The organism is Pseudomonas poae RE*1-1-14 (assembly GCF_000336465.1).
Lineage (GTDB): Bacteria > Pseudomonadota > Gammaproteobacteria > Pseudomonadales > Pseudomonadaceae > Aquipseudomonas > Aquipseudomonas poae.
Window position 1 is genome coordinate 76,882 of the sequence record NC_020209.1, and the last position, 23,077, is coordinate 99,958.

The 23,077-nt window shown below is 55.0% G+C and carries 21 protein-coding genes and 3 pseudogenes; 15 read left to right on the forward strand and 9 right to left on the reverse strand.

Going from position 1 to position 23,077, the window contains the following annotated elements:
- Positions 1-38: 38 nt before the first annotated feature.
- The 4 genes and pseudogenes from H045_RS00330 (at position 39) to H045_RS00345 (ending at position 2,332) form a co-directional block, all read left to right on the forward strand.
- Positions 39-434: a hypothetical protein gene (locus H045_RS00330; RefSeq protein ID WP_015371093.1), complete on the forward strand. Its 396-nt coding sequence runs from the start codon at positions 39-41 to the stop codon at positions 432-434.
- Between the two features lie 117 nt (positions 435-551).
- A pseudogene (locus H045_RS00335) lies at positions 552-733 on the forward strand (hypothetical protein).
- A 475-nt stretch (positions 734-1,208) separates the two neighbouring features.
- Positions 1,209-1,856 (forward strand): hypothetical protein, encoded by a 648-nt coding sequence (locus H045_RS00340; protein ID WP_015371095.1) that lies wholly within the window; start codon positions 1,209-1,211, stop codon positions 1,854-1,856.
- The gene (locus H045_RS00345; RefSeq protein ID WP_015371096.1) at positions 1,853-2,332 is read left to right on the forward strand and encodes a surface-adhesin E family protein; all 480 of its coding nucleotides are present in this window, start codon (positions 1,853-1,855) and stop codon (positions 2,330-2,332) included. The genes H045_RS00340 and H045_RS00345 overlap by 4 nt, the downstream gene beginning before the upstream one ends.
- Positions 2,333-2,747: 415 nt before the next feature.
- On the opposite strand, the gene H045_RS00350 is transcribed toward H045_RS00345, so the two are convergent.
- Positions 2,748-3,755 (reverse strand): AraC family transcriptional regulator, encoded by a 1,008-nt coding sequence (locus H045_RS00350; RefSeq protein WP_015371097.1) that lies wholly within the window; start codon positions 3,753-3,755, stop codon positions 2,748-2,750.
- Positions 3,756-3,964: 209 nt separating this feature from the next.
- On the opposite strand from H045_RS00350, the gene H045_RS00355 reads away from it, so the two are divergent.
- The 3 genes from H045_RS00355 to H045_RS00365 are packed head-to-tail and all read left to right on the forward strand — an operon-like array spanning position 3,965 to position 8,887.
- A complete protein-coding gene (locus H045_RS00355; RefSeq protein ID WP_003192627.1) occupies positions 3,965-5,626 on the forward strand; it encodes a GMC family oxidoreductase in 1,662 nt (553 codons plus the stop codon).
- Entirely contained in the window at positions 5,613-8,045 is a 2,433-nt protein-coding gene (locus H045_RS00360) for a flavin-containing monooxygenase (protein ID WP_015371098.1), read from the forward strand. Before H045_RS00355 ends, H045_RS00360 begins: the two co-directional genes overlap by 14 nt.
- Entirely contained in the window at positions 8,042-8,887 is an 846-nt protein-coding gene (locus H045_RS00365) for an SDR family NAD(P)-dependent oxidoreductase (protein ID WP_015371099.1), read from the forward strand. The genes H045_RS00360 and H045_RS00365 overlap by 4 nt, the downstream gene beginning before the upstream one ends.
- Before the next feature lie 99 nt (positions 8,888-8,986).
- Here the strand turns inward: H045_RS00365 and H045_RS00370 are convergent, their stop codons facing one another.
- The 4 genes and pseudogenes from H045_RS00370 to H045_RS00385 form a co-directional block, all read right to left on the reverse strand.
- Positions 8,987-9,607 carry a tyrosine-type recombinase/integrase gene (locus tag H045_RS00370; protein WP_015371100.1) on the reverse strand — a complete coding sequence of 207 codons (621 nt, stop codon included), beginning with the start codon at positions 9,605-9,607 and terminating at the stop codon, positions 8,987-8,989.
- Between the two features lie 132 nt (positions 9,608-9,739).
- Positions 9,740-10,599 (reverse strand): annotated as a pseudogene (locus H045_RS00375) (SMP-30/gluconolactonase/LRE family protein).
- A 39-nt stretch (positions 10,600-10,638) separates the two neighbouring features.
- A complete protein-coding gene (locus H045_RS00380; protein ID WP_015371102.1) occupies positions 10,639-11,112 on the reverse strand; it encodes a DMT family transporter in 474 nt (157 codons plus the stop codon).
- Positions 11,113-11,123: 11 nt separating this feature from the next.
- Positions 11,124-12,521 (reverse strand): amidohydrolase family protein, encoded by a 1,398-nt coding sequence (locus H045_RS00385; RefSeq protein ID WP_015371103.1) that lies wholly within the window; start codon positions 12,519-12,521, stop codon positions 11,124-11,126.
- A gap of 145 nt (positions 12,522-12,666) precedes the next feature.
- Between H045_RS00385 and H045_RS00390 the strand changes: the two genes are divergently transcribed.
- A complete protein-coding gene (locus H045_RS00390) occupies positions 12,667-13,578 on the forward strand; it encodes a LysR family transcriptional regulator (RefSeq protein WP_015371104.1) in 912 nt (303 codons plus the stop codon).
- On the opposite strand, the gene H045_RS00395 is transcribed toward H045_RS00390, so the two are convergent.
- Entirely contained in the window at positions 13,491-14,738 is a 1,248-nt protein-coding gene (locus H045_RS00395; RefSeq protein ID WP_015371105.1) for an MFS transporter, read from the reverse strand. The genes H045_RS00390 and H045_RS00395 overlap by 88 nt on opposite strands.
- A gap of 88 nt (positions 14,739-14,826) precedes the next feature.
- Here H045_RS00395 and H045_RS00400 point away from each other — a divergent pair, with 88 nt between their 5' ends.
- From H045_RS00400 to H045_RS00430, 7 genes are all read left to right on the forward strand, one after another.
- Positions 14,827-15,621 carry an AraC family transcriptional regulator gene (locus tag H045_RS00400; RefSeq protein WP_041931406.1) on the forward strand — a complete coding sequence of 265 codons (795 nt, stop codon included), beginning with the start codon at positions 14,827-14,829 and terminating at the stop codon, positions 15,619-15,621.
- Positions 15,622-15,843: 222 nt separating this feature from the next.
- A complete protein-coding gene (locus tag H045_RS00405) occupies positions 15,844-16,446 on the forward strand; it encodes a hypothetical protein (RefSeq protein ID WP_015371108.1) in 603 nt (200 codons plus the stop codon).
- Between the two features lie 29 nt (positions 16,447-16,475).
- On the forward strand, positions 16,476-16,790 hold the full coding sequence (locus tag H045_RS00410) for a hypothetical protein (RefSeq protein WP_015371109.1): 315 nt from the start codon (positions 16,476-16,478) through the stop codon (positions 16,788-16,790).
- Positions 16,791-16,889: 99 nt separating this feature from the next.
- On the forward strand, positions 16,890-17,096 hold the full coding sequence (locus tag H045_RS00415) for a hypothetical protein (RefSeq protein WP_032883549.1): 207 nt from the start codon (positions 16,890-16,892) through the stop codon (positions 17,094-17,096).
- Positions 17,097-17,509: 413 nt separating this feature from the next.
- Positions 17,510-17,965 (forward strand): hypothetical protein, encoded by a 456-nt coding sequence (locus H045_RS00420; protein WP_174556999.1) that lies wholly within the window; start codon positions 17,510-17,512, stop codon positions 17,963-17,965.
- 144 nt (positions 17,966-18,109) lie between these two features.
- Complete coding sequence (locus H045_RS00425; protein WP_015371112.1) at positions 18,110-18,508, forward strand: hypothetical protein; 399 nt, start codon at positions 18,110-18,112, stop codon at positions 18,506-18,508.
- Between the two features lie 738 nt (positions 18,509-19,246).
- Positions 19,247-20,290: a DUF4062 domain-containing protein gene (locus H045_RS00430; protein ID WP_081602916.1), complete on the forward strand. Its 1,044-nt coding sequence runs from the start codon at positions 19,247-19,249 to the stop codon at positions 20,288-20,290.
- Between the two features lie 67 nt (positions 20,291-20,357).
- Here the strand turns inward: H045_RS00430 and H045_RS24190 are convergent, their stop codons facing one another.
- From H045_RS24190 to H045_RS25690, 3 genes and pseudogenes are all read right to left on the reverse strand, one after another.
- Complete coding sequence (locus H045_RS24190; RefSeq protein WP_236277624.1) at positions 20,358-20,675, reverse strand: hypothetical protein; 318 nt, start codon at positions 20,673-20,675, stop codon at positions 20,358-20,360.
- 196 nt (positions 20,676-20,871) lie between these two features.
- The gene (locus H045_RS25685; RefSeq protein WP_370661146.1) at positions 20,872-21,747 is read right to left on the reverse strand and encodes a methyl-accepting chemotaxis protein; all 876 of its coding nucleotides are present in this window, start codon (positions 21,745-21,747) and stop codon (positions 20,872-20,874) included.
- 45 nt (positions 21,748-21,792) lie between these two features.
- Positions 21,793-22,908, reverse strand: a pseudogene (locus tag H045_RS25690) (methyl-accepting chemotaxis protein); the annotation flags it as partial.
- Positions 22,909-23,077: the final 169 nt, after the last annotated feature.

Below are 23,077 nucleotides of genomic sequence, written 5' to 3' on the forward strand. Positions count from 1 at the left end.
CGCAGCTTTTTAAAATTATGTCTGAAGGGGCGGTACCTATGAATGACCAGGCTGTAGTTGCGATCCGCTTCACCCTCTTCAAGCACAGTAGGGATTCTTTTCTTGCGGCGTTGGACGATGCCTCCATTCGCCATTCCAGCGTTATGAAGTTTTCAGGGCGGCCGCAGGCTTCGGGTTTTACCGAAATTATCTCGGCGCTGAGCGATGCTATGCCGTGGAACAGCATTGCTAAAGTGATCGTCTCTTGGGTCGAGGCTCGGAAAAGCCGACGCGTAATGGTCCAAGTGGAAGATGGCACGGTTGTTATTGAAGCCAATGGATACAATGCGAAGGATGTGGAGCGCTTATTAAAAGCATGCGCGAGCGTAACCGTCATCGATACGATGCCGGGGGATGCAGAAACCAAGGCCCTTGAATCAGGTGCTGACGACTAACCCGAACTGTCAGACCGGGGCTTTTGGGCAGATAATTGCACAGCTCCGACCACTCACGTGCCAGTGCTGTTGTTGCCTGCTTGCCCAACTCGCGCTCTGGATCAGTCTGGGCACCCCGTGTCGGATAGGAACCAATCAAAACCGCTGCCCCTCGAGGCTGCCATCATGGAACTGACGCTTTGGGCCGAACAGCGCGGATCTGCTGAAGTCGCCGGCAACGTTCGCGGTGCGCTGGACACAATCAGCAAGCACGAAGAGTTCATCAAATGACAATCGCGGTGCTGATGGAGCCGGAGTGACGTCGTCTGGGGGCACAGGGCGCGGGCCGTTTAATGCCTCGGGTAAAAGTATCCAAACAATACTGTTGGTGACGGATTAAACATTACTGCTGCAACTCGACCGTTGACGGCACCCTCAGATTGCCTTCAGCTGTTGACAACAGGCAGCAATCGGCCAAAGGAGCCGGTCACCGAGAAAAGAACTCCGCCGCGTTTTGATACTATCGGGCGCCCTTACCTTTGGCACGATACCGACATTAGGTTCTTCTGTGTTCGACAGAAGCAACTTTGATCAACTCTCCACTGAGCAACTGACTTTTTGGACCGCGCACAATGATTGCCCTGGTATGGACTCCCGCTGTGCCTTGGGAGGAAGGCTATTTCACCTGCTCTGCATTGATTGACGCCAGCCTCCTTTTCCGGTCCTTTCAATTTGTAACAACGTCCTGACGCAATTACGATAGAGTCTTTCCACACCAACAGGACTCTCCAAGCAATGGACATGCGTCGCCTTTTATCCTTCTCCTGCAGCAAAGCTATACTTCCTCTTTTCCTCGGACTGTGTTCCGGTAATGCACTGGCCAGCGGCCTCAGCGAAAGCCTGGTCTCGTGTGAGCCGTCATTTTTCAAACACCTGTATTCCCAGCGCGCCGATCTGGGGAAAACCGTCAAGCTGGCCCGCAACGATCAGCGCGGCCTGGCCTGGCCGCCAGTGCTGGACCGCCGCAACTTCAACACTGCTTTCCAGCACTTCACCCCCGCTGTCGACGACCAGGGCCTGCGCCTGACTAGCTACTACGACCGGATCATGGACCTGGGCGAGCAAGGCATTTACTACTTCTGGGGTTTCGAAATCGATGCCAGCCGCGAGCAAGTCATGGCCAAGTTGCCGCATGCGGAATGGCAGGAGGCCGGCGAGTACTTCATTTCTAAACCACGGATCAAGGCGGACGCCAATTCCGCCTGGCAGAACAATTCTGCGGCGGCCTCGGGCATCGCTCCGGCGGCGGGTTCCGCGGAAAAGCTCCTGATGCTGAGCGTCGAGGACGGGAAGACCCGCCTGCTCTGTTCGTTGCAGGGCAGCGTCGATGAGCTTCTGTTGCAGCAGGAACGCCCGGACCTGGCACAGGGAACCACACGATGAGGCGCCTGCCATGCCTAGCAGCGGTATTGCTGCTGGGTGGTTGTGCCCACGGCACTGTGCCGCAGAAAGCCGTGGCCGAAGCGCCGGCCACGACGCCTGCTGGCATGTTCAAACTGCTGGAGGACGCCAAACTGGCAACCTACTTCGACGCACACTCCGTCGCCTTGTACCAGGGCAATCCGCATTTGCGCCAGTTCTACCTAATCAACAATTACCTCGGACTCGCCGCCCCTAGCGGTAAACTTCCAGAGATTCGCAGTTCGCGGGCGATCCAGGTGATCAACTGCGAGCGGGACGAAATGGCGCAGTTCGGCCGGGTTTATTTCTCCGAGCCCTTTGCCCTGGGGCATGAAGTGACGCGCAAGAGCGATACTCCGCAATGGGGACCGTTGGAGCGGCAGTCGTTGATCGGGAGGTTGCGCGATTCGGTATGCAAGATCGATGCGGCGCATCTTCGGGCGGGTAATCCGGGGTAGCTGTATCTGAGCATGAGCAGGCGGCTATCACGGCGTGCCTGCTTTCAGGTGGCAGGGGGGGTGTCTTTCCTCTAAACGATGGAACTGGCCGACTGCTGCCTTTCGCAACGGGCAGCTTAGGGTCGATAGCTGCCGGTGACGACTGGCAGTCATCGGCCAAAAGCATCCGGTCAGTCTGGTCCTAGCTGAGGAAGCTGACGCTTGGATCTGTCTATACAGCCATGGGCAGTTCATTATTTTGAGGGGGCCGAGCTTAAGTTTTGTGCAGCGGTGTGCCCAAAAGGTACTTTCAGCGGTTGGTATACCAATAGTTTATAAAACCAAAGTCTTCAACAAAATCGGTCAGAAGTGGGTATTCACTCTCGTGAAAGCGCTCTGGGGTGTTTACAGTTCGTCTGTCTAATAATTACCAAAGTTATTTTTTTTGCTGTGAAAACTGACTTGGCGATATGCCATGCCAGCGCTTGAATGCCTGGGAGAAACTTGACAGGTCGCTGAAACCTAAGCGTTCAGCGATCTCAGTCAGGTTGTGACCGTCCTTTAGCAGATTGATGGCGTTGCGACTGCGGACGTCGGCGAGCAGTTTTCGGAATGTTGTCCCTTCCTCTTTTAATCTGCGTTTGAGTGTGCGCGGGCTCACATGTAGTAGTTCGGAAATGCTGGATAGATCGGGCATGCCATTATCCGGGGTGTTCAGGTAGTGCTGCACCAATGCCGTCATCCCGGCGTGTGCGATGCGACGTTGCATCAGTTGCGTGCACATCTGTTCGCACATCGAAACAGTCACCGCGTTGGCTTGAGGTAAAGGGAGACTGAGAAAAGAGCGATTAAAGGCCAAGCTGTTGCTATTAGCCGCGTACGAAGGGGCACACCCCAGCACTTTCACATTGTCAGGGATAGGCGGCGGCTGCTTGCTCAGGCAGAAGCGTGATAACGAGAAGTCATTGCCGCCCAGTTCCTTTAGCAACAGCGCAGCCGCTGACATGTCGCGGGTCAATAGAAATTCGCGTAGGTCCGGTGCTAATCCTAGAACGGCAAAGGTCAGCACTCCTTCATCGCCTTGTTCCTCATAGGCGACCACCGTGAACGCGTAGGTCAACGGCAAAAAGCGCAGCGCCAGGGCCAGCGCATCGCCGACGGTTGCACTGCTAATCAGACCGTAACCGAATAGGCCGTAGGTCGAGAAGTGATAGCGCGTGCCGACTTCGAAACCTAGCCCCGCAGCATGGCCTGATAAACGCAACAGGTTTTCGGCAACGCGCAGCTCCTGGTCGGCAGTTAACTCCAAATTCGGATCGGTCAATTGAGCCAACGTCAGTCCCGAGCCGAGCAAAATCTTTTCAGCCCGAAAACCTTTTTCATCGCCGAACTCAACCATCAGCAAGGTACTGGTCGGACCCCGAAGAAAATTCCTAAAGCTCATACCGAGGTGCCTTCGATGAAAACATTGGCCCAAATAATAAAGTAGTTGTCCCGTTGCAGCATTCGGATCTTTAACAAGGCGCGTCACCATTGAGTCGCACGGTTCGCCGTTCCAACAACAATAAAAGGTCACCGCAGCGCCTGGTCAAGCCAGGTCGCGCGTTTGCGAAGCCGCAAACGCCGCTCTGCCTTGCCCAAGGAATAACAACCATGAAAAAGACTTTCGATTTCATTGTCGTCGGCGGAGGTTCCGCTGGTTGCGTGGCGGCCGGACGGTTGTCCGAAGATCCGGACACCAGCGTCTGCTTGCTGGAAGCGGGAGGGGAGGGACGGTCCAGTCTGGTCCGTATTCCTGCTGCGACAGTGGCCATGGTACCGACCAAGGTGAACAACTGGGCCTTCGACACTGTTGCGCAGGCCGCGCTGCTAGGACGTACGGGGTATCAGCCGCGAGGCAAGACGTTGGGCGGCTCTTCGTCGATCAACGCCATGATTTACGTGCGTGGGCATCAGTGGGATTACGACCATTGGGCTTCTCTGGGCAATCCTGGCTGGGGGTACAAGGACGTCTTGCCGTATTTCCTGCGCAGTGAGCATAACGAGCGCCTTGATGATGCCTGGCACGGCAGAGACGGGCCGCTATGGGTCAGCGATTTGCGCTCCGACAACCCCTTTCAGCAACGTTTTCTGGAGGCTGCCCGCGAGACCGGGTTGCCGCTCAACGACGACTTTAATGGGGCAGAGCAGGAGGGGGTCGGTGCCTATCAAGTCACGCAAAAACATGGCGAGCGCTACAGTGCGGCACGCGCTTATCTGCTGCCCCACATTGGCGTGCGCGATAACCTGAGCGTTGAAACCCGCGCCCAAGTGCAACGCATTCTGTTCGAAGGTACTCGTGCTGTGGGTGTGGAGGTGTTGCAACACGGACAGGTTTACGTCCTTCGAGCTCGGCGTGAAGTGATCCTTGCCGCAGGTGCGTTCCAGACCCCGCAGTTATTGATGCTCTCCGGCGTGGGGCCGAAGGTGGAGTTGCAGCGCCATGGCATCCCGTTGTTGCACGAACTGCCGGGGGTCGGGCAAAACCTGCAGGATCATCCGGATTTTGTCTTCGTCTACAAGACAAACAGCCTCGACGCCATGGGCGTTTCCCTGGGCGGCTGCCTGAAAATATTGAAGGAGATCTGGAGATTTCGCCAAGAGCGTCGCGGCATGCTCACCTCTAACTTCGCTGAAGGGGGAGCGTTTCTCAAAACCTGCGACACATTAGACAAACCGGATATCCAATTGCATTTTGTCGTTGCCCCGGTCGAAGACCATGCGCGTACCTTGCGCATGGGGCACGGGTTATCGTGCCACGTCTGTCTATTACGCCCGCGTAGTCGCGGCAGCGTTACGTTGGCGAGTAACGATCCACAAGCGGCACCGCTGATCGATCCGGCGTTTCTGAAAGATCCGCAGGATCTCGAAGACATGGTCGCGGCATTCAAACTCACCCGTCGTCTGATGCAGGCTCCTTCACTGGCCAAGTGGATCACACGGACCCTGTACACCGAAGGGGTCGAAACCGATGAGCAGATTCGCACTCTGCTGCGTGAGCGCACCGATAGCGTCTATCACCCCGTGGGCACGTGCCGAATGGGCGATGATCCATTGGCCGTGGTCGACGCTCAACTGCGCGTACACGGCTTGCAAGCTCTGCGCATCGTCGACGCATCAATTATGCCGACCCTGATTGGCGGCAACACCAATGCGCCTACGATCATGATCGCCGAGAAGGCCGTGGACTTGATTCGTGGTCTCCCGCAGACGCATTCGTCCGCACGTTTCGAAAACGCCGTCGCTGCTAAAGAGGTGCCTCATGTCACAGCCTGAAGCGCAAGTCGATAATCAAGCGGACAAGCCCCTGAGCGCCATTATCATCGGTACGGGGTTTGCCGGCATAGGTATGGCCGTGGCCCTTCAAAAGGCAGGGGTGAAGGACTTTCTGATCCTGGAGAAGAAACTCGATGTTGGCGGCGTCTGGAGGGACAACAGTTACCCCGGTGCCGCGTGTGATGTGCCTTCGCATTTGTACTCGTTCTCGTTCGAACCGAACCCGGAATGGAGCCGGGTGTTCGCACCCCAGGCCGAAATTCATGCCTATCTGCGTCGTTGCACAGAGAAGTACGGGTTGCATCCCTCCATTCGTTTTGGCGCTGAAGTGTTGTCCGCTGAATTCGATGAAGCCAACTCGCTCTGGCGTGTGATTCTAAAAGACGGCCAGGTGCTGAGTGCTTCCCTGTTGATCAGTGGTACCGGCCAGCTCAGCCGTCCGGCATTCCCCGCGCTGTCGGGTATGGAGCGCTTCAAGGGCCATGTGTTCCATTCAGCGACCTGGGACCATGATTATCCGTTGGCCGGTAAGCGGGTGGCGGTGGTCGGTACCGGTGCGTCGGCGATTCAGTTCGTACCGGCGATTGCCGCAACTGTCGGGCACCTGAAAGTCTTCCAGCGTTCGCCGGCGCACCTGATGCCACGGCCGGACCGCGCCTACTCCGAAAGGGAAAAGTCGCTTTTTCTCAGAATGCCGGGGTTTATGCGCGCCTACCGCGCTCTAATCTATCTGCGCTACGAATCACGCGCGCTGGCCTTCACCCGTTTCAAAGGCCTGATGAAGTGGGCGGTGGGGGTCCCGTTTCGTCGATTACTGGCCGAGCAAGTGCGCGATCCGTCGTTGCGACAGAAGTTGACGCCGGATTATCCGTACGGCTGCAAACGTATTCTACTGTCCAGCGAGTACTTCAAGACCATGAGCCGGTCCAATGTGGAACTGGTGACGCAGGGAATTGCGCGGGTCAACGAGAGCGGTATTGAGACCGTTGACGGTGAGCGACATGAGGTGGACGCGATCATCTACGGCACCGGTTTTGCGGCAACCAAGTTCCTGGCCCCGATGCGTATCGTCGGACGTGGGGGGGTGGACCTGAACTATGCCTGGCGCAATGGTACGCGTGCCTATCTTGGGTTGACTGTGCCCGAGTTTCCGAACTTCTTCATGTTGTACGGACCGAACACCAATTTGGGGCACAACTCAATCGTTTATATGCTGGAGAGTCAGATTTCTCATGTCATGCGTTGCTGGCGTATGCTCAAGGACACGGGTGCCAATACTGTCGAAGTTGATTCGAGCGTGTATCAACGCTTCCACAGGCGTACTCAGCAGCGCCTGGCCGCTACGGTATGGAGCGGCTGCAAAAGCTGGTACGTCGATGCCTCCGGTAATAACAGCACTAACTGGCCGGGTTTCACACTCAGCTATCGCGGGTTAACTCGTTTTTCAGGCTTGCACACCTATCGTTTCAGCCGTCCGTTCGACGGTGGTTCGACCATAGCAGCCCCCACGGGGCTAAAGGAAAAGCTGAGTGCTGAGTTCTTAAGGCTGTTTTTGCGCACCACATTCCGTTCACTGATCGGTCCGGGCTTGAGCGCTGCGGCGCAGCGTAAAGTGGTGCGCGTGTTGTCGGCATTGATGCCGGGTACGCAAGGTGTGTTTCAGTATCGTCAATTGGTCAATAACGTACCGGTGCAAGTAGTTGCTCCTAAGCAAGGCGAAAACGGTGGGGTGATCCTGTATTTGCACGGTGGGGCGTTTTGTGTGGGGTCGCCGCATACTCACTGGAGCATTACAAGCCGTCTTGCCAGGAGCTCGGGTATGTCGGTGTGGGTGGTTGATTATCGATTGGCACCGGAGAATCCGTGTCCTGCGGGGCTCGATGATGCGTTGCTCTGCTACGAGGCGCTGAGGGCTCAGGGCTATACACCCTCACGGATTTTCCTGGCGGGTGATTCAGCCGGAGCTTCGTTGGCGCTGTGCCTGGCGCTAAAACTACGCGACATATACGTTCGCTTTGCCGGCGCGCTGTTATTGATGTCGCCGATGGTCGACCCACGTCTTAGCGGCACCTCTATGTTCTCGCGCAAAAAGCAAGATCCGATGATCAGTCGAGGCTGGCTGGAGCAGGGGTTGAGGTGGTATGCCGGTGAGCTGATGGAGCAGCCGCTGCAGGTCAGCCTGAAAGGGCTACCGCCGATGATGGTTCAGGTCGGCGACGATGAGTTGCTGCTGTCCGACTCCACTCGCTTAGCCGAGCACGCCATCTGTAGCGGAGTCGATTGTCGTGTGGAGATCTACATGACGCGGTGGCACGTCTTTCAATTGCAAGCGTTCTACCTGCGTTCAGCGGCAAATGCGCTACAGGCCATAGGCAGTTTTGCGCAGGGGCAACTGCCCCGCTCAGGAGAGCAGCAATGAAACCCTACGTGCTCAACGGCCGCGTGGTGGCTATCACGGGCGGTGCCGGCGGCCTTGGGTTGGCTCTGGCCAAGGCGCTTCGCGCCAAAGGCGCCCGGATCGCGCTGCTTGACCTCGATGGCGCGGTTGTAGATGAGAAGGCTCGTGAGCTGGGCGGAACCGATGTCGCAGCTGGCTGGCAAGCAGATGTCTGTTCTCTGGATAGCGTCGAAACAGCCATGGCTTCGGTCGTTCAGCATTTTGGCGGAATCGATGTGGTGATTGCCGGCGCAGGCATCTACGTCGTCGACTCCATGGCCACTATGGAACCTCGTCTATTCGAGCGCCACACCGACATCAACCTCAATGGTGTCTTCCGTACGTTCCGTGCGGTGCTGCCTTACGTGAAGGAGCGTAAGGGCTATCTCATGGCGATCTCATCAATGGCTGCATTCATCCATGGCCCGCTCAGCGGTCACTATGCGGCTAGCAAGGCGGGGGTCTGGGCGCTGTGCGACAGTGTCCGACTTGAGGTACGTCATCTTGGGGTCGGCGTAGGATGCGTGCACCCGACATTTTTCAGGACCCCAATGATGGATGCTGTACAAGCTGATCCAGTCGGGAACAAGGTCTGGGGCGGAAACGAGAGGGGGCTATGGAAAATGATTGGACTCGATGATGTCATCGTCAGCATCGTCAAGGGTATCGAGCGTCGTTGTGACACTGTGATTATTCCCAAGCGCAATACTTTAGTTGCATGGTTGCCAGGCATATTTCGCCGTGTGGTCGAAGCAGTCGGCTTCAAGGATGCGGATATTGTCGAGACCATCCGACTCGCCCAGCAAGCACGCGGCGGAAAATAGGAAAGCTTAATTTCCTCTTGACCCCAACCAATATCTTGATACCAATGACTGCTGATGGCCGGTTAGCGACGGCCTGACTTCGACCGTCGCTATGCATGATCAAACCTCAGTCTGTTCCGCCATCTCCAGGGCGTCATCGACCTCAATACCCAGATATCGAACAGTGCTCTCCAGCTTCGTATGGCCGAGCAGCAACTGAACCGCCCGTAGGTTCTTCGTTCTGCGATAGATTAGTGATGCCTTCGTACGTCTCATTGTGTGAGTGCCATACATGGCTGGATCAAGGCCTACGGCTTTCACCCAGCCTTTGACGATACGAGCGTATTGACGAGTGGATAGATGGTCTGAGGTATGTAGCCGGCTAGGAAAAAGGCAGTCCTCGCTGCGAAGTTGTGCCTGATGTATCCAGGCCACGAGAGCTGACCGTGTTTGCTCAGTGATCTCAAACTGCACTGGTCGCTGCGTTTTCTGCTGCATCACCATGGCTCGTGATGATACGTGCTCGCCATGGGCGACATCACGCACGCGGAGCTTGGTTAAGTCGCAGGCTCGAAGCTTACTGTCGATGGCCAGATCGAAGAGAGCCAGATCCCGGGTTCTTTTCGCAATTTGAAGCCTTACTCGGATGGCCCAGATATCTCTCAGTCGGAGTGGGGCTTTCTGCCCGACTAGTTTTCCTTTGTTCCAGGGCTGACGGCCGCAGGTAGCGATGATGTTCATGACAAGTCCTCCACGTGTGGAAAGACAAGGATGGCTAATCAGAGCGACGGTCGCTAACCGGCCAGAAGCGGTCATTCATACGCGTCTACCAAGTTGGCATTCAGAACGGCGCGACAGGCTAGAACCTACTATTCAGTGCAGTCGTCCTGTAAATCGCTCTTCAGGGGATCCGGCAGCTAAAACGGCTTCGGCTTTTATCAGCGTGCCATCGAAATCTGCCGGCTTATCCAGCCCTATCCGTGCGCTGGTGCAGTAAAGCGTTTCATAACCAAGTCCCGCTAACACCGGACAAGTGGTCTGAATACACGGGGAGTCGATCACGCTGTCAACTTTGCCGTCAGTCGCGTAACGCACGACTCTGCTACCGCCCCATTCCGCATTCCAGAGAAAGCCCTGCGCATCAATACAAGAACCGTCTGGAGCACCCTGACCGTTGACTGTAGTGAATACACGCTGGTTTTCTAGCGACGGGTAATCGCAGCAGAAAATGCATCCTTGCAGGGAGTCCGCGTAATACATGGTGGAACCGTCCGGGCTAAAACAGATGCTGTTCGGGATCGCCACTTCGGGAAGGTCCAGCGTTTCAGTCTTGAGCGTCGCGGCATTGAACCGGTGAAATCGCCCTATAGTTTGCACCGCCTCACCGGCATCCATAGTGCTAAACACAAAGTTGCCCATACGGTCGCAGCGGCCATCATTGACCCGGGTTCCGGGTACTCCTGGCGTGATGGTAATTTTGGTGAAGCGAAGAGTACTCAGGTTGTAATAACCTAGGCAGGAGGCCAATCCCATTAGCAATACGTCTGTATTGGTCGTAAGGGCGAACGACCCCAGCGGCTGGGCACTCGCCAGTGCTGTACTTCACCGCTCACGGGGTCCAGAGCAAGCAGTTCGCAACCAGGGATATCGGTCCAGAACAGGCGTTCCGTTCTTTCACACCAGACAGGGCACTCGCCAAGAAGACTGGTGGTGCCGCTTAGGGTTTTAAACATGGTTGCGTCCTACGAAACAGGATGGGGCAAACAAGGCAGTCAGTTGGAGAAAAGCGCTGACCACCTGTCACCGAACAGGGCGATGGCCAGTCCTGCGAGCATCACCATCGACCCGGCCAACTTGATGAGAGACACCGGCCTTTCCGATGCCCCCATCAATCCGAAATGATCGATAACCAGTGAGGAGATAATCTGACCTGCGATAGCGAGGCCCAGCAGGGCTGACAGGCCGATTTTTGGCGCAAGCACCACATAACTAAGCAAGGCACCGGCACCCAGCAGACCGCCCAGCAGGCTCCACCAGGGCTGGGCAGGTATAGCCGCCAGTGAGGCCACTATCCCGCCACGCATCAATGAAAAGACGCCCAGGCACACCGCTCCGGCAGTAAATGAGAACAGCGCCGCCGCTACGGAATCTCCACCCACACCTTTAGCGAGTTGACCATTCAGCGTGGTCTGCAGGGTAATGCCAAGCCCCGCGGCGATGGCCAGCAGGTAGTAAGCTGCGTTCATTTCGCGCCTCCTTACTTGGCTGACTCAAGCGGCATGAATGTCTCGGCAAAAATATCCGGCTGGTAGCCTGCGGCAGCAAACAGATGCTCACGGGATTCGTCGATTGCTGCACGCAGCCTTTCGCTGTCCACGCCCAGCACCTTGCCGCCGCGCTTGACGATGCGCCCGCCAATCATGACCGTGTCGACATTGCTGCGTTCGGCCGCGTGTACCACGGTGCCGAATGCGTTACCCGACGGGTAAAGGTTGATGTCCTGCGCATTGATAAGGATCAGGTCGGCCTGTTTGCCGGGGGTCAGGGTGCCGACTTTGTCCTGCAATCCTGCACAGGTGGCGCCGTCAAGAGTGGCGGCTTTGAGCAGGCCATGAGCCGACAGGGTCACCGGATGATGCTCTGCGCCGCAGCAGCGCTGCTGGTGCATGCCCATGACGCGTTGCAGGTAGAACGCCACCCGCATCTCCATGAACATGTCACCGCTATAGGAGGTTTCGTTATCGACACTCAGCCCCGGGCTGATGCCGTGACGCTGGGCCGACTGCATGGCGAACATTCCATCTTCAATGCCGTAGTGGGCATCTGAACGCGGGCATACGTTGACCCGCACGCCAGCCTCGCGAATGATTTTCCAGCCGGCGTCCGGCAGCGCTGTGCAGTGGTTGAAGATGTTATCGGGGCGCAGCAGACCCTCGCGATGCAAACCCTCCAACTCAGCTGCCATGTCCCCGCCGAAGAATTCGGTAATGATAGGCAGCCCCAAGCGCCGGGCCTCAGCCCATAGCTCAGGCTCCAGCTGCGCCATTACCGCCAGCGAGAGCAGCGGGTTGTCACCGTTCTTGACGTATTTCCCCTGGAGACGCTCCAGGTTGCCGGGCCAGTGGGCTTTGTCCCACTCACCAGAAACTGGCGCACCGGAGGCGTGTACAGACCGGATACCAGCATCGAGCAGCGCCTCGACCGCGGCGTCGGAGTGCGCGCCGGTGCGGCTGTTGTGCGAGTTATCGACCACGGTCGTGATGCCCGCATCGATGCACCCCAATGCAGTCAGTAGATTGCCAATATACATGTCAGCCGGGCGATAGTATTTGGCGAACGAGAAGTGCGTTGCGTTGCAGTAGTCTTCCAGGGTTTCGGCATTCGGATTGATTCGACGCAGTTGGCCCTCCCAGGAGTGACGATGCGTATCGACCATGCCGGGCATGGCAATCATGCCGGATGCCTCGATAACCATAGCGTCGCCGGCCTCGATGTTTTCACCTATGGCCGTGATGGTGCTGCCTTCGATAAGGATATCGCCGCGCGCCAGATTGCCGATATCACCGTCCATGCTCAGCACAGTGGCGCCGCGGATAAGGGTGCGGGCGGCCTGAGCGGTCGGGGCCTGCACAATGCTGCGGTTATATTCAGCCATTTTCTGTACACCTCTTCAAATTTCGTTGGAAGCAATGTACGCAATGCGATACTGCGGGAAAAAGATGGTTAAACTGTTTTTATTATTCAATATCTACGAATAATAACGACTTTACCCGATCACTGCTTTGAGGCTGCTAACAGTCATGGACCGTATTCAAGCGATGCAGGTTTTCGTACGTGTGGCTGAAGCAGGAAGCTTTATCCAGGCGGCGCAGACGCTCTCTCTGCCGGCCTCCACAGTTACCAGCAGCGTTAAAAATCTTGAGAAGTACTTGCAGGTACGCCTGCTGAACAGAACAACGCGTCGGGTCAGCCTGACCTCTGAGGGCGCACAATATCTGGCGCAATGCCGGGAAATATTGGAGCTGATCGAACACACAGAGACCAGCCTGACGGATTCCGTAAAACGGCCACAGGGGCGTTTGCGTGTCGATATGCCGGGTGGCATTGCACACTTCATCGTCATGCCAAACCTGCAAGACTTCTACAGGCGCTACCCGGATATCTACCTGATGATAGGCGTCAACGATCGGCAGGTTGATCTGGTTCAAGAGGGTGTCGATTGCGTTATTCGTACAGGCGAGCTCGATGACTCAACGCTCGTTGCGCGCCCACTCGGTCGGTTTCGCTGGGTAACCTGTGCGTCTGCCGCCTATCTCGAAGAGAACGGCACTCCGCAAAATCCGCAAGATTTGTCTCACCACCGGGCCATCCATTACTTCTCGGGCCGCGCAAGGCAAGCAGGTGAAATGCGCTTTGCCCGTGGTACCGAAAAAATCTCAGTCCCGGTGAACGGCACAGCGGCCGTCAACGAGACTGGGCTTTACATCAAAATGTGCCTTGAAGGCTTCGGGCTGGTGCAGCTCGCTGAGAACGTGGTCAGCGAGCATCTGCGAGAAGGGCGACTGGTCGAAGTGCTTGCTGACTGGCAGCCCGCATCGGTTCCTGTTCACCTGCTATACCCGCATCAGCGCTTTTTATCGCCAGCTGTGAGCGCATTCGCTGACTGGATTGCTGGGCTTGTTCGCGACGATGATTCAGCAGATTCAAGTTGAACGTTGCGCCCGGCCAGCATGCCGGTGAATGCTCCGGCTACGGAGATTGCGGCTGTGATCAGCAGCGGTCCTGTCCAGCCACCGGTCCAGTCGTGCAGTTGGCCCAGCAGCAAGGGGCCTGCGGCTGCCATCAGGTAGCCGACGCACTGCGCCATTCCTGAAAGTGCCGCCGTGTCACCGGCATTTTTTGTGCGCAAGCCGATGAAGGTCAGGCCGAGCATCATGCTGGCACCAGAGCCGAAGCCCAGGACCGCGGCCCACAACATGGCGTAGTCTGGCGCGTAAATGAGCCCGATCAGGGATGAGGCGGTTAACAGGCTGACGGTAGCGGCTGCCAGTTTCTGGTCTTTGAGACGACGAAGCGTGGCCGCCAGAATCAAGCCGGGAATGGCCGTCGTCAGTTGAAGCGTGCCGTGTACCGTGCCTGCTTGCTCCGGGGATATGCCATGGTCCATCAGAATGGTCGGCAGCCAGCCGACGGCGACATAAAAAGGCATCGCGTTCAGCCCCATGAACAGTGTGACCTGCCATGCCAGCGGCGAACGCCAGACGGCCACGGTTGGCGCTTGTTTCGGACCTGACAGATTTACGTGTTCGTGTTTTTTCAACTGCGGCAGCCACACCACCAGCGCCAACAACGGGGCTGCGACCAACAAACTCAGGGCAATCGGCCATCCCCATGATTGGGTCAGCGGAACTATTACGGCTGAACCGACAGCGCCCGCTGCACCCATGGTGATGGAATAAGCGCCGGTCATGGACGCCATTTTTGTCGAGAAGTCGCGTTTGATCAGGCCGGGCAGCAGCACGTTGCCCAGGGCGATCCCAGTGCCTATCAATATCGTACCGGCGTACAACACCCATGCGCTGCCTGCGGAGCGGAGCAGGATGCCCGCTGAAATGACCAACAGTGCACCGAAAAGCGTGCGCTCGATGCCGAACCTGCGGGCGACCGATGCGCTGAGCGGGGAGAAGGCTGCAAAGGCAAGTAATGGCAGTGAAGTAAGCAGGCCTAGAGCTGAGGCGCTCAAGCCAAAATCATTCTGGATCAGCGGCAAAACGGGCGCGATGCTGGTAAAGGGAACGCGCAGGTTCACGGCGATAAGCAGAATGCCTGCGACGAGCGCGATGGCATGCCACTTGTTTTTTGTATCTGACATATTCTTTATCTGTCCTCTTAAAAGAAGACAACTGTAGAGAACTTCAGAACCGGCTAATATAGATATCAAGACACCTGATATCTAAATTATGCCAAGCTCAAAAAATGTCGTTTCCTCGCCGGAAGATTTCGATTCAGACCTTTTCGCCCAGGCAGCGATTGCCCTCAAGGTTGCGCCTGACCTCAATGATTCGGGTGCCCGTCCGCATGATCATCGCAAAGGCCAGCTCATCCTGTCTTTGCATGGCGCAGTGAGCTGTGAGGTGCAAAATGCACTCTGGCTTGTCCCTCCCCAGCACGCCGTATGGATCCCGGGCGGCACGCCGCACAGTTGCCGAGTGACCGAAAACGCCCGGACCTGCTTTCTGTTCGTTGAGCCCGGTGCGGCAGCCATGCCTGAAGAATGCTGCACGGTTGCCATTACGCCCCTTGTTCGGGAGATGGTCCTGCATCTCGCTGAACAGGAACCTGCTTACCATTCCGAGGGCAAGACAGCTCGGCTGGTTGCAGTGCTGCTTGAGCAGCTTTCCGATGCCCCGCTGAAAGAGCTGCATTTGCCGATATCAGACCACCCCAAGATCAAACAAATCGCGGATACGCTCTTCTCAGATCCAGGCGACCGAACCACGTTGCGCGAGTGGGCCACTCGGCTTGCAACCAGTGAACGAACGCTGGCCAGGCTTGTAGAAAGCACGACCGGGCTGAGCTTCGGACGCTGGCGTCAACAATTGCATTTGATGATCGCACTGAGTCATTTGGCGGAGGGGGTATCCGTGCAACGTGTGGCGGGCATCCTGGGATATGACTCTGTTAATGCATTCATCACTATGTTCAAGAAAGCACTGGGTAAACCGCCTACTCAGTATTTTTCCTCTCTGCGCTAGTGCTCTGCTGGCTGATACAAAGCGCCGAGGCTGTAGAACGATCTGTCTGCTATTGGCCGATTTATGCCTGTTGCGAAGGGCCGCTTTTGGCCGATTTCTGCCTGTCGCGACCGGTTGAAACCGATATCGTCGCGACGATTCAGCCACAAAATTTTCAGCTTTTACGCAATGCGCCTCCTCTTTTGCTGTCTGTAACCCTGACTCCGCAAAAGGAAAGGCTTCATGTCGATACGCCCTCTGCTCTGCCTGCTTGCATTGCCGTTGTTCGCAGGCTGCCAGTTTTTGCCCCATACCAACTACTTTACCGCGCCCGAAAACGAGCCCAACCCTGCCTGGGTACGTATCGTCGACTACACGCAGCACGCCGAAATTTACCAATACGAAAACGGCAAACGTTCGGGCGGCGCCGTTCGCACCGGCCCCCTGCCGTTCACCCACACACAGGACGTGGGCATGCCAAAGGCAGGGCAAGACCTTACATGGGACTATTACGAAACGCAGATCCGACCCGGTATCGAAACGCAAGTGGATCTATTCTGGGAGGGGACACGCACTCGTTCCTGCTATGTCTCGACTAAGTTCACGCCCCAAGCCGGACGCTATTACCAGTTCAGGCTGACATCCGGCTCATCAGGCAACTGTAGGTTATACGCATCACTGATCGAGCGCGACAAGGAAGGAAGCGGTTGGCATCTCACGCCAAACCCGCAGGTGACCTATAACGGCGATGGACCGACGGCCAAAACCCATTACGAGAACAGCCGCTTTGAGAACCCCAATTATCGTCCACCCGCGGATCTCTATCCGGGGATAGACGTTTACTAAACAGGTAAACGACTACAAGGAATCGTTGATTGGCTAGCGCAAAATACTTCCGAATGATCGGTGAGCGAGCCTCAGAGGATCTGTTTGCATGGTCGGCATTTGTCGTGCAAACAGAATTCCTATGGCAAGACACGGCGTCAGTCCAGGACGCCGTCGCTTGGCAGCGTGTTTGGTTCGAGCTGGAAATACTCAACGGGCTTGCATTGGCGCAATGGGAGGATGAGGGAAAGCCTGATAACTGGTCGTGCCGCTGGAACGCCGACTATCGACAAGAAGCGGCGGTCCTGGCGAATGAGTTGTTGGAGCTGCTGTGCGATGCAGTCTGTTCAAAACATGCCGAATAGAAACTCGGCTGCTCAATGAACCTTTGTCTTTGGGGGCTTGTCATTACGAAAATGGGCATGACCCGGTATATCCGGCTAGACCTGTCGCAAGGTGAGTATATGGAAGACATAGATGATTTTAGATTTAGATGCCACGAGCTACTAGTTGAGCTTGATGCCGCCAATACCAAAATGATGATGATGGTGGTCTCGAAGAGAGTTTCAGGGCCTGATTGGGATGAGGAAGTCAAAAAGCATCATGAAGCATACAAGGCCTGGAACTCTTTTCTTCATCCCGTTACCGTCCCTCCAGACGATCAGCATTAGTTCTTATTAAGTGGCCAGAAGGTTCCCGAACAATGGGGCTGGGCACGACCAAGTGTTGTAAATGCTTCTATCGTATCGGGCCGGAATCAGTCTGGGGTATCGCCATTGCCAGCTTTGAGTCGAAAGCGGCTTTTAGTAAATGGCGGCTAATGGCCCAGAGTGTGTAAAAACGCTTCACCAAAATTTAAGTGTCCGCGTCTACGTCAAATCTGAAATTTATCGGTACGTCAGCAGATGTGGATTTTGCGTAGAAACGCGATTTTCGGTTCGGTTTTGAGTACCTGTCGCGCTCAAAAACGTTTTTCCACAGCCTCGGCCAAAAGCAGCCATTCATAATCCCTTAAGGTATAGGGATGCTAACCTCGCTAGGCCAAACTGAGGCAAGGCACCTGAGAGATTCCGGGGATCAAAAAATGGAAGAAACACTCTCCTCTACATTTATGCGCACCAAAGGGAAGCCCATAAGTTTCAATGGAAAAACTATCGTTGCGATAATGGAGATCAAGATCACAGAACCCAGAACCGTCTTTTCAGTTCGTCGATTGGGCGCTACGAACGGTCGAGTGCAAGGATTGGCATTAAAGATGATGGGCGGGCAAATCGTCGTCGAAGGCTCTGGCAACGGCTGTCCCGAAATAGTTTTGTGGTCTGATACCAGTCCCGATGCTTTGGAGATAGAAGTGTTTTCTAAAGGTGGAAACGTTCTAAAAATCTGGAACGTCTGGAAGAGCGCTTTTGGCATGAATGCATGGGTTGGCAATGCTGGAATTCACGTCCACGGGACCGATGGCACGATGACGTTGGAATGTAGCGACGGGGTGGGTGATGTCGACTTCTCCGATTATGTGGTTGTTGTGGAAAAACGATAATGCACGGAGTTATGTCGGCTTTGGGTCGACTCCCGCCCATAGTGAACGGCGGAGGTCGTTCAAACCCCTAGCCAAATACACTGTCGCGAAGATCGCACTCAAAAATTTTGGTGCAAGTGTGCAGCCAAGGAAAAGGGAGGATTCATGAGTCTTGATCTGTGCTTGGAAGCTGATAGTACGCTCACAATTTCGACGCTGAGCAAGGCAGTTGCGAATGCCGGTGCTTGGGAAATAGAGGTCGCAGGAAATGGGCTATACGCTGAATTTACCTCGGGACTTAAATTGAGTACCAATGACGTACTCGATGCCCCTACGATTTATGCTGAGAATACAATGGGTATCGACTTCCCTGTCGCTGTGCGTTGCACCATCAGAATTAAAGGGCCCGAACCAGAGGGGGAGTCGGCTATGGAAGATCTGAATAAAATCGCTCGGTCCACCGATAAAGATAAGCAAAGGTTGTCGTCAATTGCTCTAATTAGTATCCAGCAATCGCGTGTAATAGACCTGAAGTCCCGAAAATCTAAAGCCGACTCTTTGTAGTTATTTGCAGTGGATTCTGGATTTACATAGGCCACTTGTACACCCTCCTTGTGATAGCGAGGAGGGTATCAAGATTTATTTGAGTAATCGCAATCTAGTTTCACGATTCACGTGCGAGTGCTAGCTAGCGGATGTGCTTAAAAGGATTTATCAAAACCAGCTCGGGCTGGAGGCCAGCTTTACTGGAGCTGGACATGAAGCTTCAAGCTCAAAAGCGAGGTTTTACCTAGCAGGGCGACAAAATCCACGGTGCGCTGTGGACGATTGGGGATAACTCTGAGCACATCAAACAGGGTCTGGCAAGAGTGAAATGGAAGGGCGGTAGTTAGGCTGAGGCCTTCAGATGATTTGCAATATCACACTATCGGCCAGCTACCTAACAGATAGGGACGTGTATCTGTTCTCTGCGAAGGGCAGCTTTCGGCCGATTCTGTTGAAAAACTCGGCCTTGGTTTCCACGGCAGAAAATTACGCGTCTGAGATTGAAATCCTTATTTTTGGTTGAGACTTCCGGGCTTAGATTTCACGTAGCAACGTGCAAAGTTTCCATTTTCTCCGGTCAATATCCGGGCAGTTTGAGCGGAGCGACTTTTTCAACACAATCGGCCAAAAGCAGTCAGTATCTACGAAATCAGGGGGCTATTCAGCGGCTAGCTTTTTTCGGCAGCTGTCACTTCGAGTGAAGCGGCCGGTATGATGAGGCGAAACGGATGTGGCCTATTAGTGATGGGGACTGCTATGAACGTGTTTATCAGCTCTGTAGTACGTAATTTTGAGCACTATCGTGCGGCCGCCAAAAAAGCAGTTTCTCTGTTGGGGCACACCCCAGTGATGTGTGAGGATTTTGGTGCAAGACCCTATTCCTCTGAAGTCGCATGCATGACTGAGGTTGACCAGGCCGACGTAGTGGTGCTGATTCTTGGCGCGGACTTCGGCTTCAAAACCCACACAGGTGAGTCCGTCACTCAGCAGGAGTTCCATCGCGCCAAAGCTGCCAATAAACCCATCCTGGCTTTTCTGGAAGAGGTTCCGGTCGAAGATGATCAAAAGCGCTTTCACTGGGAGGTTTCCGATTACGTCGACGGCCTTTTCCGTTCCACCTTCACAGGTGATCGCGATCTCTCAGACAAAATCATCCAGGGGCTAAGCCAACTTGCAGCCAGCCGCAGCGCCATTTCCGAACAGGAGTTCGTTCAGCACCTGCAGAATCGTAGCAACAGCCGAAATTGGAATAGCCGGCCTCGTGAAGATCGCCTAGAGCTCGTGTTTCTGCCGCAGCCCATTCTCTCGGGTACGTTGCGTTCCATGCACACCCAGCATGATGAATTCTTCCTCAAGCTTTCTCAGGCGGGCTTGGTTTCTATCAAGGATGGTTACAAGTCATTTAACGAGGGAGACATCACCGGCCTAGATGCGGAGGAGGCCTCTTGGCGGCATCACGATAATGGGATGAGCTGGCTCTCTATTCCTCTGGCAGCCCCAGGAAAGGGCGGCGAATATTTTGCCTCCTATTACATCTCGCCCAGCCGGCTAAAACGCTTTGCGGAAGAAGCTTTTAGTTTGACTAGCCAAGGTAAGGGAGGCTGGTTCCAGCTGGGGATTTACGGAATTTCTCACCAAGTCTACGCAGAGCCGCCAACCACCCCGACATCGTCGATGTCCATGCCGCACCGCAGTGAGAAAAACATTGAGGAAAGAAAACTTCTGATCCCAGCGTCACAAGGCGTTTTCAACCAGTGGCTGGAAGACGCTTTGTTCCGAATCGGGCGCAAGCTTTCCTAAAGAATTGAGCGTGGCCAGCAGGCGGAAGGGGGATAAGCAACAATGAACCCTTCGACCCCTTCGTGTCTCAGCTTGGCAGTTCTTCTAGCTTGAAGATCCGGTTGTCAGCCTTGAGCGCTGGAAAGGCTTCGCAATATGCATAGGGCTCGCTGAATGAAGTGCTGGGCTCATGAATGTTGAAGACCTTAACCTGGGGAGGGTGACCGCTTTGCCGTTCATGGCGAAGGTCGTTCAGAGACCCAGGTGCCTCACCATTTTGTTCGGCAATCGAAATCACTAGATCTCGAAGGGTTTCGATTTCTGCATCCGATGCTTCTGCATAGGTGGTCAGTCGCTTATGACTTCCAAACCCGCGACGGGTAGAGCCGATTCGATTCAGGTGCACGTGAACCACCGTTACGATCTTCGTAACCGTCCGGGCAAGTCATCTAGCGTAGCTGGCTCTATTGTTTTACGAGATTGCGCAACGATGAAGCTCAGCCCTCAATGTCGATCAGGGACTGCCGGGCATCATCACCCCAGTCAGACCCGATCAAAGCACTTTCTCGTGCTATCAACAATTGAAACGCTTGAGATTCCTTTCAAGCGTTGCTGGATAACTTAAACTTGCCGACTACGCTGCGAAGTTCATTAGCGAGCAATGAAAGCTCGTCAGCCGTTACGGCGTTGTCCTCTACGCCTTCCATGACGATTAAGCTGCTGTTTCGAATGCCGATGACGTTGCGATTGATATCCTCTGAGACCGAATGTTGCTGCACCGCCGCACTTGCAATCTGAGTGTTCATGCCCACAATTCCGTCTACTGCTTCATTGATCTGGTTCAGGCTGCCAGACGCTTGGCTCGCTGCCTGAATGCATTCCCTAGCTCGGGTTTGCCCAGCTTTCATTTGTTGAACAGCGGCATCAGTAGCGCCTTGCAACTGTTGGATGATCCGTCGAATTTCTTCTGTGGAGTTTTGTGTGCGCGAGGCCAGAGTCCGCACTTCGTCAGCCACGACCGCGAAACCACGGCCTTGCTCGCCAGCTCGCGCCGCCTCGATGGCCGCGTTGAGGGCCAGCAGGTTAGTCTGATCCGCGATGGTACTGATGACCTCGATGACACCACCGATTTCTTTGCTGTGTGTCGCTAACGCTTCGACTTTGCTTGCACTGAGCTCCACTTCGTTGGCCAACGCCTCAATAGCGGCACTTGTTTCAATCATAACTTTCAAGCCGTCGTTAGACGCACTGCTTGCAGATTCAGCGGCACGTGCTGCGCCCTCGGTATTCTGGGCCACGTCGGCAACGCTCGCGGTCATTTCGTTGATGGCAGTAGCAACCTGCTCGGTTTCAGCCTGTTGTGAGTTCATTGAGGCTTTGGCTTGGCCTATGGAGATCTCTAGTCGCTTTGCCGCATCTGAGACTGAATGCGAGCTACGCTCCACCTGGCTCAGTGAGCCAGAGAAGGCCGTTACCATGCGGTTAAGTCCCTCGCCTACATCACCGATTTCATCGTGGCTGTTGATTCGGACGCGCGCGCTCAGATCGCCTTGAGCAATACGTGCCGTCACAGCTAGGAGCTCATCAACCCCAATCCGCAGAGCCTTGTAGATGCCGACGAACGCATAGAGCAGCAGTATCGCAATGGCGATAAATAGCTCAGTGCCGAAAGTACGCTCATTACTCAGTGTATTCAGACGCTCATCAATTCGAATTCGCAGCGATTCCTGCATCTGATCCTGAGCTTTGTAAAACTGAGCAACGACGGCGTTTCCACGCTCGCCCAAGGTGTTGGCATTCACGTTTGAGCGCTTGCTCGGATCAAGGTAGTCCACCAGGTCTTTACGCAGATTTTCCAGGTCGGTAATGGCTGTTGTTACAGACGGCTGAACTACACCAGATAATTTCGGCTCTTCTCGGCGAAGCAGGGAAAGGCTCTGCTGCAACTCTTGACGCATTAGCAGCTCCTGTTTCAACAAAGTCTGGGCAAAAATACGAGTGGTGTCGTCCAGAGGACGGTCAGCGCTAAAACCGCTGGCCAGACCGCGAATCTGTCCGACCAGATTTATTTGCCGAGGCAGACGTATAGAGCTTAGATCGATGAGGTACAACGAACCTGCATCTTCGTCCAAAATCATGCCGGAAGTGGCCGTAATGTAGTAAACGAAATTCATTAGATCGGTTAACTGGTCGTTCCACGCGGAAAAGATCACCAAAGGTGCTTCGCCTGCTTTGGCGCGTTCAACCAGCTGCACACTAGCGGTACGCAACGTCTGAACTCGGTCTGTCGTTGCCAGTTGGGTGCTAAATTTTGCGTCCTGCGCAGCAAGAGTCGCATAGGCATCGTTAAGCTTTTCAGCATTGCGTGCTGCATTGGCTACTGCGTTGGTGTCACCGCTGAGCATGCCGTGTGTCAGCGCCCTCTGAATCATGGTTAGACGCAGGATAGGGGTGACGTCCAACAAGTATTGTTGACCCACCTGTTCATGCTTGATGCCCGTGATGCTCGTGTTCAGTGAAAGCATCGCCCGGGTGCCTAGCAGGAGCAGAGGAATCAGGACAATAAATCCCAAAATTGCGAATTTCATGGGGAATCGAACACGGTTGGTAACGAACAGGGCAGGCGCTAATAAATTCATCGGGTTCTCGATCACTCAAGGTCTGTGAGTGCTTTCTTAGGCGTTAAAAAGTGCCCATCTCTCATTTATGGTTATGAGGTAATGAAAGCATTCCAAGAGATCTTCCTCAAAAGCCGCTTACTCTCCTTTGTTACAGGATCGAATTGCCGCGCTTCTCTTGGTACGAAAA

Coding starts and splice junctions, on each gene's coding strand:
- H045_RS00330 (WP_015371093.1), top strand. CDS start 39: ATGAATGACCAGGCTGTAGTTGCGATCCGCTTCACCCTCTTCAAGCAC.
- H045_RS00340 (WP_015371095.1), top strand. CDS start 1,209: ATGGACATGCGTCGCCTTTTATCCTTCTCCTGCAGCAAAGCTATACTT.
- H045_RS00345 (WP_015371096.1), top strand. CDS start 1,853: ATGAGGCGCCTGCCATGCCTAGCAGCGGTATTGCTGCTGGGTGGTTGT.
- H045_RS00350 (WP_015371097.1), bottom strand. CDS start 3,755: ATGAGCTTTAGGAATTTTCTTCGGGGTCCGACCAGTACCTTGCTGATG.
- H045_RS00355 (WP_003192627.1), top strand. CDS start 3,965: ATGAAAAAGACTTTCGATTTCATTGTCGTCGGCGGAGGTTCCGCTGGT.
- H045_RS00360 (WP_015371098.1), top strand. CDS start 5,613: ATGTCACAGCCTGAAGCGCAAGTCGATAATCAAGCGGACAAGCCCCTG.
- H045_RS00365 (WP_015371099.1), top strand. CDS start 8,042: ATGAAACCCTACGTGCTCAACGGCCGCGTGGTGGCTATCACGGGCGGT.
- H045_RS00370 (WP_015371100.1), bottom strand. CDS start 9,607: ATGAACATCATCGCTACCTGCGGCCGTCAGCCCTGGAACAAAGGAAAA.
- H045_RS00380 (WP_015371102.1), bottom strand. CDS start 11,112: ATGAACGCAGCTTACTACCTGCTGGCCATCGCCGCGGGGCTTGGCATT.
- H045_RS00385 (WP_015371103.1), bottom strand. CDS start 12,521: ATGGCTGAATATAACCGCAGCATTGTGCAGGCCCCGACCGCTCAGGCC.
- H045_RS00390 (WP_015371104.1), top strand. CDS start 12,667: ATGGACCGTATTCAAGCGATGCAGGTTTTCGTACGTGTGGCTGAAGCA.
- H045_RS00395 (WP_015371105.1), bottom strand. CDS start 14,738: ATGTCAGATACAAAAAACAAGTGGCATGCCATCGCGCTCGTCGCAGGC.
- H045_RS00400 (WP_041931406.1), top strand. CDS start 14,827: ATGCCAAGCTCAAAAAATGTCGTTTCCTCGCCGGAAGATTTCGATTCA.
- H045_RS00405 (WP_015371108.1), top strand. CDS start 15,844: ATGTCGATACGCCCTCTGCTCTGCCTGCTTGCATTGCCGTTGTTCGCA.
- H045_RS00415 (WP_032883549.1), top strand. CDS start 16,890: ATGGAAGACATAGATGATTTTAGATTTAGATGCCACGAGCTACTAGTT.
- H045_RS00420 (WP_174556999.1), top strand. CDS start 17,510: ATGGAAGAAACACTCTCCTCTACATTTATGCGCACCAAAGGGAAGCCC.
- H045_RS00425 (WP_015371112.1), top strand. CDS start 18,110: ATGAGTCTTGATCTGTGCTTGGAAGCTGATAGTACGCTCACAATTTCG.
- H045_RS00430 (WP_081602916.1), top strand. CDS start 19,247: ATGAACGTGTTTATCAGCTCTGTAGTACGTAATTTTGAGCACTATCGT.
- H045_RS25685 (WP_370661146.1), bottom strand. CDS start 21,747: ATGGTAACGGCCTTCTCTGGCTCACTGAGCCAGGTGGAGCGTAGCTCG.